General features: G+C 31.6%; 10 protein-coding genes. 5 read left to right on the top strand and 5 right to left on the bottom strand.

The genetic code is table 11. The annotated features are described in order from the left end of the window. Nucleotides 1-27 precede the first annotated feature (27 nt). On the bottom strand, nt 28-387 hold the full coding sequence (locus IAI56_RS14635; protein ID WP_187658572.1) for a YraN family protein: 360 nt from the start codon (nt 385-387) through the stop codon (nt 28-30). Nucleotides 388-448: 61 nt separating this feature from the next. Beyond that, on the bottom strand, nt 449-1345 hold the full coding sequence (locus IAI56_RS14630) for a S66 peptidase family protein (protein ID WP_187658571.1): 897 nt from the start codon (nt 1343-1345) through the stop codon (nt 449-451). A gap of 255 nt (nt 1346-1600) precedes the next feature. Between IAI56_RS14630 and metG the strand changes: the two genes are divergently transcribed. The 4 genes from metG (at nt 1601) to IAI56_RS14610 (ending at nt 5684) form a co-directional block, all read left to right on the top strand. Next, the gene (gene metG, locus IAI56_RS14625) at nt 1601-3661 is read left to right on the top strand and encodes a methionine--tRNA ligase (protein WP_187658570.1); all 2061 of its coding nucleotides are present in this window, start codon (nt 1601-1603) and stop codon (nt 3659-3661) included. 56 nt (nt 3662-3717) lie between these two features. After that, a complete protein-coding gene (locus IAI56_RS14620; RefSeq protein WP_187658569.1) occupies nt 3718-4407 on the top strand; it encodes an HAD family hydrolase in 690 nt (229 codons plus the stop codon). Nucleotides 4408-4508: 101 nt separating this feature from the next. After that, the gene (locus IAI56_RS14615) at nt 4509-5132 is read left to right on the top strand and encodes a chloramphenicol acetyltransferase (protein WP_187658568.1); all 624 of its coding nucleotides are present in this window, start codon (nt 4509-4511) and stop codon (nt 5130-5132) included. A gap of 30 nt (nt 5133-5162) precedes the next feature. After that, the gene (locus IAI56_RS14610) at nt 5163-5684 is read left to right on the top strand and encodes a ferritin (RefSeq protein ID WP_187658567.1); all 522 of its coding nucleotides are present in this window, start codon (nt 5163-5165) and stop codon (nt 5682-5684) included. A gap of 246 nt (nt 5685-5930) precedes the next feature. Here the strand turns inward: IAI56_RS14610 and IAI56_RS14605 are convergent, their stop codons facing one another. The 3 genes from IAI56_RS14605 to IAI56_RS14595 all read right to left on the bottom strand — a co-directional run bounded on the left by IAI56_RS14605 (nt 5931) and on the right by IAI56_RS14595 (nt 7343). Next, on the bottom strand, nt 5931-6374 hold the full coding sequence (locus IAI56_RS14605) for a hypothetical protein (protein ID WP_187658566.1): 444 nt from the start codon (nt 6372-6374) through the stop codon (nt 5931-5933). Between the two features lie 177 nt (nt 6375-6551). After that, nucleotides 6552-6938: an HRDC domain-containing protein gene (locus tag IAI56_RS14600; RefSeq protein ID WP_187658565.1), complete on the bottom strand. Its 387-nt coding sequence runs from the start codon at nt 6936-6938 to the stop codon at nt 6552-6554. Between the two features lie 81 nt (nt 6939-7019). Next, on the bottom strand, nt 7020-7343 hold the full coding sequence (locus tag IAI56_RS14595; RefSeq protein ID WP_187658564.1) for a single-stranded DNA-binding protein: 324 nt from the start codon (nt 7341-7343) through the stop codon (nt 7020-7022). Between the two features lie 366 nt (nt 7344-7709). Here IAI56_RS14595 and IAI56_RS16150 point away from each other — a divergent pair, with 366 nt between their 5' ends. Next, nucleotides 7710-8600 carry a hypothetical protein gene (locus tag IAI56_RS16150; protein WP_204158698.1) on the top strand — a complete coding sequence of 297 codons (891 nt, stop codon included), beginning with the start codon at nt 7710-7712 and terminating at the stop codon, nt 8598-8600. The last annotated feature ends 17 nt before the right edge of the window (nt 8601-8617 follow it).

Here is an 8617-nt window from a genome sequence, read left to right as displayed (position 1 = left end):
CTATTCATTTTTTTATGAATTGTTCAATCAAAAATGATAGAAAGCATCATCTATGTGTTCGATTTTGTAATTTTTTCCTTCTTTGTGAATGGCAATAATATCAAATCGAATTTCAACATCCAAGTCATTTGAAATTACATATTCATTTACGGCTTTTACCAACAATTGGATTTTTGAGGGTTTTACAAAATCTTGTGGTAATCCAAAATCAATACTCGATCGGGTTTTTACTTCAACGACGGCAAGGATATTTTCTTTTTGGGCAATAATATCGATTTCCGCTTTTTGAAAAACCCAGTTGGTTTCCAAAATGTCATAGCCACTTTTTTGCAGAAATTCTACAGCTAATTTTTCACCTTGTTTTCCTAGTTCGTTGTGTTCAGCCATTTTTAGATTGTTAGACTTTTTAGAACTTTAGACTTCTTAGATTTTTAAAAAATCAAAATGTCTATTCAAAAGTTACTTTACTTTTCTCTACAGTTACTTCCATCGTGATTTGTTTCCCGAAAATCAGAGCGCGATTGTCTCGAATATGTCCAGCAGGAAAATTATAAATCACAGGAATATTTAATCCTTTGATTGTTTCTTCAATGATTTCCAAGGCATTTTTTCCCCATGGAATTTCGTTATCTTTCATATCGGTCATGCCACCAACGATGATTCCTTTTAAACTGCTTAAACAACCGTTTCGTTTTAGGTTCATCATCATTCGGTCGATGTGATACATGTATTCGTCTAAATCTTCAATGAAAAGAATTTTGTCTTCGCAGTCAATGGCAGATTCTGAACCCAACAAACTGTATAAAATTGATAAATTGCCGCCAACTAATTCGCCTTTGGCTTTACCAACATGATTTAAAGCATCGCAATCCAATTCGTATTCGAGTTTATCTCCAAACAAAGCGGTACAAAGTGAATTTTTGGCATCATCGGTTGCTCTTGCCACACTTACTGGCATAATGCCGTGTATGGATTGAAAACCCATTCGGTTTAAATGACTGTGCAAAACGGTTACATCACTAAAACCAATAATCCATTTTGGATTTTGCTTGAATTTGGTAAAATCGAGTTTGTCGATAATTCGAACCGTTCCATAACCGCCACGAATACACCAAATGGCTTTGATATTTGGATTGTCCAATTGTTCTTGAAAATCTTCGGCACGTTGTTCATCTGTTCCAGCTAGTTGATGGTGAAATAAACCAATTGTTTTGCCAATTTTTACTTTCAAACCCCAACCTTCAAGCATGTCAATGGTTGGTTTTAAATTGTCTTCAACGTTTTTTCGAGCTGTTGATACGATGGCAACGGTATCGCCTTTTTGCAAAAATGGTGGTGTAATCATCTTTTTTTGTGAATGAAGATTATGAAAAAATAAAGAAAATAGAATATAGAGAATAGACTTTTTCACTTTTGGGTTTTAATAAAATAGTAGCACAAATATAGAATTATTGTTCTGTTTTCTGCAATTTCTAGCCCAGATTGAAATGGAAATCCTTTTTATCTCGTTTTTTTTAACGGGATAAAAAGATTGGAACGAATAGCAGGAAATAGCTCCAAATAAATTGCTTATTTTTGCAAATTATATACGAAAATTACAATGTTAGAAAATCCAAAAAGATATACAATTACGGCAGCTTTGCCTTATACAAATGGTCCGATTCACATTGGTCATTTGGCTGGTGTTTATGTTCCGTCTGATATTTATGCGCGCTATTTGCGTTTGCAAGGAAAAGATGTGGCGTTTATGTGTGGTAGCGATGAACACGGCGTTGCGATATCGATGAAAGCCAAAAAAGAAGGTATTACGCCGCAAGAAGTAATTGATAAATACGACGGAATTATTAGAAAATCGTTCATTGATTTTGGAATTTCGTTTGATAATTACTCGCGAACTTCGTCTAAAATTCACCACGATACCGCGCAGGAATTTTTCAGGAAATTGTATGATAACAACGATTTTATAGAAGAAATTACCGAGCAATTGTATGATGCTAAAGCCGATCAGTTTTTGGCAGATAGATTTGTGATTGGAACTTGTCCGAAATGCGGCAACGAAGAAGCGTATGGCGATCAGTGTGAAAAATGTGGTTCGACTTTAAATGCGACCGATTTAATAAACCCAAAGTCAACGATTACAGGCGAAACACCAATTTTAAAATCTACAAAACACTGGTTTTTGCCATTGGACAGATACCAAGATTCTTTACAAAAATGGATTTTGGAAGATCATGCCAAAGATTGGAAAACGAATGTTTTAGGTCAGGTAAAATCGTGGTTGGACGACGGTTTGAAACCACGTGCAGTAACTCGCGATTTAGATTGGGGAATTGACGTTCCGGTGGAAGGCGCAGAAGGAAAGAAACTTTATGTGTGGTTTGACGCACCAATTGGATACATTTCGGCAACAAAAGAATGGGCTGCAAGAGAAGGAAAAAACTGGGAAGATTACTGGAAAAAAGAAGATACTAAACTCGTTCATTTTATTGGTAAAGACAATATTGTTTTTCATTGCATTATTTTTCCGGCGATGTTGAAAGCCGAAGGAAGTTTTATTTTACCCGATAATGTTCCTGCAAATGAGTTCTTGAATTTGGAAGGAAACAAACTTTCTACTTCTAAAAATTGGGCAGTTTGGTTGCACGAATATTTGATTGATTTTCCAGAAAAGCAAGATGTTTTGCGTTATGCATTGACATCAAATGCTCCAGAAACTAAGGATAACGACTTTACTTGGAAGGATTTTCAGGCGAGAAATAATAACGAATTAGCGGCTGTTTTTGGAAATTTCATCAATCGTGTGGTTGTTTTAACTAACAAATATTACGACGGAATTGTTCCAACGCCAAATGAATTTACAGAAGTTGACGAGCAAACTTTAGCTGAATTAAAAGCTTATCCAGCGGTAATTTCATCGTCTATTGAAAGATACCGTTTCCGTGAAGCGCAAGGTGAATTAATGAATGTTGCACGTTTAGGAAACAAATATCTAGCTGATGAAGAACCATGGAAAATGGTAAAAGAAAATCCAGAACGTGTACAAACTCAAATGTATGTGGCGTTGCAAATTGCTGCTGCTTTACAAATTTTGTGCGAACCATTTTTACCGTTTACTTCTGCAAAATTAGTAAAGACGTTACAATGTAACGTCTCTACAACATGGGATGATGTTGCTTCAAAAACCGATTTACTTCCTGCAGGACATAAAATTGGTGAAGCAGAAATACTGTTTTCACAAATAGAAGATGCCGAAATTCAAAAACAAATAGATAAACTGGAAGCTACAAAAGTTGCCAATAAAGCAGAAAACGCCGTGATTGAAGCACAAAAAGAAACGTCAACATTTGAAGATTTTTCAAAATTAGATTTACGTGTTGGAACCATTATCGAGGCTGAGAAAATGCCAAAAGCCAACAAACTTTTAGTATTGAAAGTTGATACAGGCATCGATGTAAGAACCATAGTTTCGGGTATTGCAGAACATTTTTCTCCAGAGGAAGTAGTTGGTAAACGAGTTACGGTTTTAGTAAACTTAGCACCAAGAGCATTGCGTGGCGTTGAAAGTCAAGGAATGATTTTGATGACGAATTTACCTGATGGAAAATTGATTTTTGTAAATCCGGATGTTGATGGAGTTTCTAATGGCGCGTTGATTAGTTAATTTAAAAATTATAACTCCGTCAGAGTTTTGAACTCTGACGGAGTTTATTAATATATATGAACCCAAAAATAATAGCCTTCGATGCCGATGATACACTTTGGCACAACGAACCTTATTTTGATGAAGCGCAAGCCAAATTCTGTGAACTATTTGCAGATTATACTTCCAAGCAAGAGATTTTACAATTGATTTTAAGTCATCAAGTGAAAAATCTTCCGTTGTATGGGTTTGGAATTAAAGCGTTTACACTTTCTATGATTGACTCTGCTTTAGAATTAACCAATCATCAAATATCGGGACAAGGCATTCAAAAAATTATTGATATTGGTAGAGATTTATTGCAAAAACCGGTTGAACTTTTACCCGAAGTAGAAGATGTTTTACAGCAGTTAAAAGGAAAATACAAATTGGTAGTCGCGACCAAAGGAGATTTGAAAGACCAACACCGAAAATTACACGATTCTGGAATTGGACATTATTTTCATCATATTGAAGTGATGAGCGATAAAAAAGAATTGGATTATGAAAAAATGCTTGGTCGTTTGGACATCAAACCCGATAATTTTATCATGATTGGAAACTCTTTAAAATCGGATGTTTTACCAGTTTTAAATATTGGCGGACACGGTTATCATGTTGCTTATCATACCACTTGGGAATACGAAAAAATTGATTTTGAAATAGAACACGACAACTTCAAATCGCTAGAAAACATTATTGATGTTTTAGCTATTTTATTAAAATAATGTACATAATTAATTTTCTAATATTAAGAGATTAAGACTTAATGATTCTTAATCTCTTAATGGTTTAAATCTTAAAAATGGTTTAAATTTTAAATTGCAAGATGAAACAAAAATTAAACCTCGATACTTGGAATAGAAAAGAACACTTCCTGTTTTTTAAACAAATGGAAGAACCATTTTTTGGTATGACAACCCGAATTGATTGTACCAAAGCGTATGAAAAAGCAAAGCAACTCGGCGTTTCGTTTTTTACTTACTATCTTCATAAAACGCTGGTTGCCGTAAATAGTTTGGAACCATTTCGTTACCGAATTATTAATGATGAAGTTTATATTTTTGATCAAATTGATGCTTCGGCAACTATTCTTAGAGAAGACAAAACATTTGGTTTTTCATTGATGAAATATGATGAAAACGTAACAGTTTTTGCCGAAATTACTAAAAAAGAAATCGAACGAATTCAAAACACAACCGGATTAATTACTCGAGATTTTGACATCAATTTAATTCATTTTTCGGCAGTTCCGTGGATTGATTTTACGTCTTATTCTCATGCTCGAAGTTTTACTTTTCCTGATAGTTGTCCAAAAATATCATACGGTAAAATGACTGATGAAAATGGCAAAAAATCAATGGCTATTGCAATTCATGTTCACCACGGATTAATGGACGGATTTCATGTTGGGCAATTTTTAACTTTATTACAAGAATTGATGAACGAATAAATTTCTTAACTTTACCAAAAAAGAATTATTATGTTACAAAAAAGTATCGAACAAGCGCTGAATAATCAAATTCGCATTGAAGCAGAATCTTCTCAAATCTATTTGTCAATGGCATGTTGGGCTGAAGTACAAGGACTTGAAGGTGTTGCGCAATTTATGTATAAACAATCTGATGAAGAACGTCAGCACATGCTGAAATTAGTGAAATATGTAAACGAAAGAGGTTCGCATGCAAAAATTACGGAACTAAAAGCACCAAAAACTACGTTTGGAACTTTCAAAGAAATGTTTGAAGAATTGTATAAGCACGAATTATTTGTTTCGAATTCAATAAACGAATTGGTTCATATTACTTTGGGTGAAAAAGATTATTCTACACACAATTTCTTGCAATGGTATGTTGCTGAACAAATAGAAGAAGAAGCGCAAGCAAAAACCATTTTGGATAAAATCAATTTAATTGGAGAAGATCGTGGCGGATTGTATTTGTTTGATAGAGATATTCAACAAATTGTGGTTACAAGTTCTATCTCTTTGAACCAAAATATTTAATATTTTTATTTAGATTGCTTAAAAATAATTATATTTGTAACGAAATATAATTTGTTTGTTTTGAGCAAAAAAGAAAAAGATAAGAAGAAAAAGGACAAGAAAGAAGCCTTAAAAAAAATCAAGGTTGCTGAAAATTGCAAGTCCAAATGTTGTGAAAAATATAAGAAAAGTGAAAACAAGCGATGCTCGCGTTGCCCAATGTTTGACCTTTTTAAAAAATAAATCCTTCAAAAATTGAAGGATTTTTTAATTCATATAAGTCCAATTTTGTCCATCACTAATCACTATTATTGTTCTTAAATTACCTTCATACATATATATCTGTGAACTTCCAACTGTAGAGTTTTTAGGAAACAAAAGATTTGTTGTTGTAACAAGTTGAGCAGTAACTGCATCTTGAATATTTCTTATAATATAAACCCTTCCTGGAAATAAGTTTGGATTTGGTAATTGAAATTTATCATCTGTTGCAAGTGGATTTAAGGAAATATAAACACCATCGTCAATTAAAACCGCTATTCCACCATTTCCAGTACCATTTCCGTTTAAAGTTACTGTTTTTAAAGATAAATTTCCATTAATATCTAAAGTACTTAATGGAGTTGTGGTATTAATTCCAACTTGAGAAAAAACAGAAAACTTTACCCCAAAAAAAAGCAGTAAACAAAAAAGGTAATTTTGTTTTTTCATGTTTTAATTTTTTTTTAAATGTAAAGAAATAATTATCAAGTTATTAAATCAAAAAAACAAACATACTGGCGAAAACGTTTTCGTGTTGACAACTTGTCAATTTTTAAGTTAAATTTTTTTAATAAAAAAACAAAAAGCGATAAAAAATTAATTTTATCGCTATAAATTAATAAATACTTAAATCTGTTTGAAAGAATTTAAAACTAAAATTATATCATCTCCATATTTTTCCGCTCTAGCTTTTCCAAAGCTTGAAATATTTTCTAATTCTGAAAAAGTTTTTGGATTTTTTTTAGCTATTTCTAGTAAATGAGAATTATGGCAAATTCTAAAAGCCGACCAATTTAATTTTTCAGCTAAATCGTTTCTCCAACTTCTTAAGGCTTTGAAAGTTTTAAGCTCATCGATTGTTAAATCATCTAGTTGTAATCTATTTTCTGATTTCTGAGTTTTCACTACTTTGGGTTGGTAGAAAACTACAGCCGACCAAAAATCGATAGTTCCAGTTGTTACAAAATTAGTTGACGTAAGCTTCACTTCTACTGAGTCTAAAAACTCATTCATTTTAGCTTAATCATTTTGACAATGTTCTTTGCTTAATCGAATATTAAATACCTTGATATTCATGATTACTCGTTTTAGAAATTATTTTCCTAACAAAAGAATATCATTGGCTACAACTTCGGTAACATAGCGTTTGTTTCCGTCTTTATCGTCATAACTTCTATGCGTTAGTTTGCCTTCAATGGCAATCTCTTTGCCTTTTGTTACATATTTTTCAATAAGTTCAGCAACTTTTCCCCAAGCAACAACGCGATGCCATTCGGTTTGTTCTACTTTTTCACCTTTATCGTTGGTGTAATAATCATTTGTAGCGATAGTTATGTTAGCTACTTTTTTTCCTTCTCCAAAAGTTTTTACTTCTGGTTCTTGTCCTACGTGTCCAATTAATTGTACTTTGTTTTTCATTGCATTCATGGCGTTTAAATTTAAAATGTTATTGTTAAAATATTTTGTTTTGTTGAAATTCACAAAGTCATTGCATTTGATTTTTGAAATTGCTATTGAAATTGTTTCCTTCCGACGATGCAAAGTTGTGACAAGTGCAAAACGTTATTCGGTTGTTAGTCGTTTACTTTCGTTTGTAAACGTTTGTTGTTGTTTTTATTGTTGATTTACAGTTATTTGTGTTTTTTGTAAAATGAAATTATTTTTTTGGTATATTGCGGTTATAAATGAGTTGGGCGTCATTTTAGCGGAACGAAAACAAAAAAGTATTAATCATAAAATAATTTAAATTTATAAATGTTTAATTTATTCAAAGGAAAGAATGAAATGAAAATTTCAGAAACATTAGATTTTTGGGGATTATCAGAGAAAAATGAAAAAGTAAAAAACTTTATCAAATCAAATAACTTTGATAAAACGGAAATTTTTATTGGTGACAAAGAATGTATTAATTCTAAATGTACTGCATCTTTATTATTCAAATCTGTAAATTTGTTTAAGCATGATTATTTTATACCTAAAGAAATATTTACAGAAACAAAAGAAGAAAGTTTTTTTATTGGATTCACAATTGGAGATTTTTATGGGAATCCAAAATTTCCATCTGAACTTCCTTATAATTTAACACTTGAAGATGGTTATGAAGATGTAAAAAAGAAACTTAATGTAAGTTCATCAAAAATAACCAAATTAGAGGATTCTGTATATTATCAATTTAACTTTGATAAGTTTTATGTTTTAACATATTTTAGTTTAAATGACAAATTGATATATTTAGTTTTCAAGCTATTTGAAAAGTCTGAACTAAGTAAAATTGAACTTCAAAAATCTTTCAAAATACAAGACAAAAATCTTAAATCAGAAAACTTAACTTTATTAGATGCATTAAAAAGCAAAAAGCCAACATTTCAATGGGAACAAAGAATGTTAGAAGGTGATGATATTTTTAATAACGAAAACATTTCAGCGACTTCAAAACAGTTAGATATTTATATTGAAAATTTAAAAGATGCTGTGTTAAAAAGAAACTCAAAAAGCATATACAATTCAGTCAAAAAAAATGTTCTCTCATTAAATAAACTTAACGAAAAATTAGATTATTTTATTGAGACTACGGAACGAGAAGAATTATGTAAATTTATTGATGAATGCATAATAGCAACAGGTTTTGAACTTGAGAATGGTTTTGATATGACACAAGAATGGAGAGAATGGTAAAAAAACGAACGTACAAT

The sequence above is a fragment of the Flavobacterium macrobrachii genome (genome assembly GCF_014486675.1).
GTDB lineage: Bacteria > Bacteroidota > Bacteroidia > Flavobacteriales > Flavobacteriaceae > Flavobacterium > Flavobacterium macrobrachii.
The sequence above is the reverse complement of the archived record's forward strand: the minus strand, read 5'-3'. Positions and strand labels throughout refer to the sequence as shown.

Excerpts from the sequence above, each read along its gene's own strand:
- metG (WP_187658570.1), top strand. The coding sequence starts at position 1,601 with ATGTTAGAAAATCCAAAAAGATATACAATTACGGCAGCTTTGCCTTAT.
- IAI56_RS14610 (WP_187658567.1), top strand. The coding sequence starts at position 5,163 with ATGTTACAAAAAAGTATCGAACAAGCGCTGAATAATCAAATTCGCATT.
- IAI56_RS14635 (WP_187658572.1), bottom strand. The coding sequence starts at position 387 with ATGGCTGAACACAACGAACTAGGAAAACAAGGTGAAAAATTAGCTGTA.
- IAI56_RS14615 (WP_187658568.1), top strand. The coding sequence starts at position 4,509 with ATGAAACAAAAATTAAACCTCGATACTTGGAATAGAAAAGAACACTTC.
- IAI56_RS14620 (WP_187658569.1), top strand. The coding sequence starts at position 3,718 with ATGAACCCAAAAATAATAGCCTTCGATGCCGATGATACACTTTGGCAC.
- IAI56_RS14595 (WP_187658564.1), bottom strand. The coding sequence starts at position 7,343 with ATGAAAAACAAAGTACAATTAATTGGACACGTAGGACAAGAACCAGAA.
- IAI56_RS14600 (WP_187658565.1), bottom strand. The coding sequence starts at position 6,938 with ATGAATGAGTTTTTAGACTCAGTAGAAGTGAAGCTTACGTCAACTAAT.
- IAI56_RS16150 (WP_204158698.1), top strand. The coding sequence starts at position 7,710 with ATGAAAATTTCAGAAACATTAGATTTTTGGGGATTATCAGAGAAAAAT.
- IAI56_RS14605 (WP_187658566.1), bottom strand. The coding sequence starts at position 6,374 with ATGAAAAAACAAAATTACCTTTTTTGTTTACTGCTTTTTTTTGGGGTA.
- IAI56_RS14630 (WP_187658571.1), bottom strand. The coding sequence starts at position 1,345 with ATGATTACACCACCATTTTTGCAAAAAGGCGATACCGTTGCCATCGTA.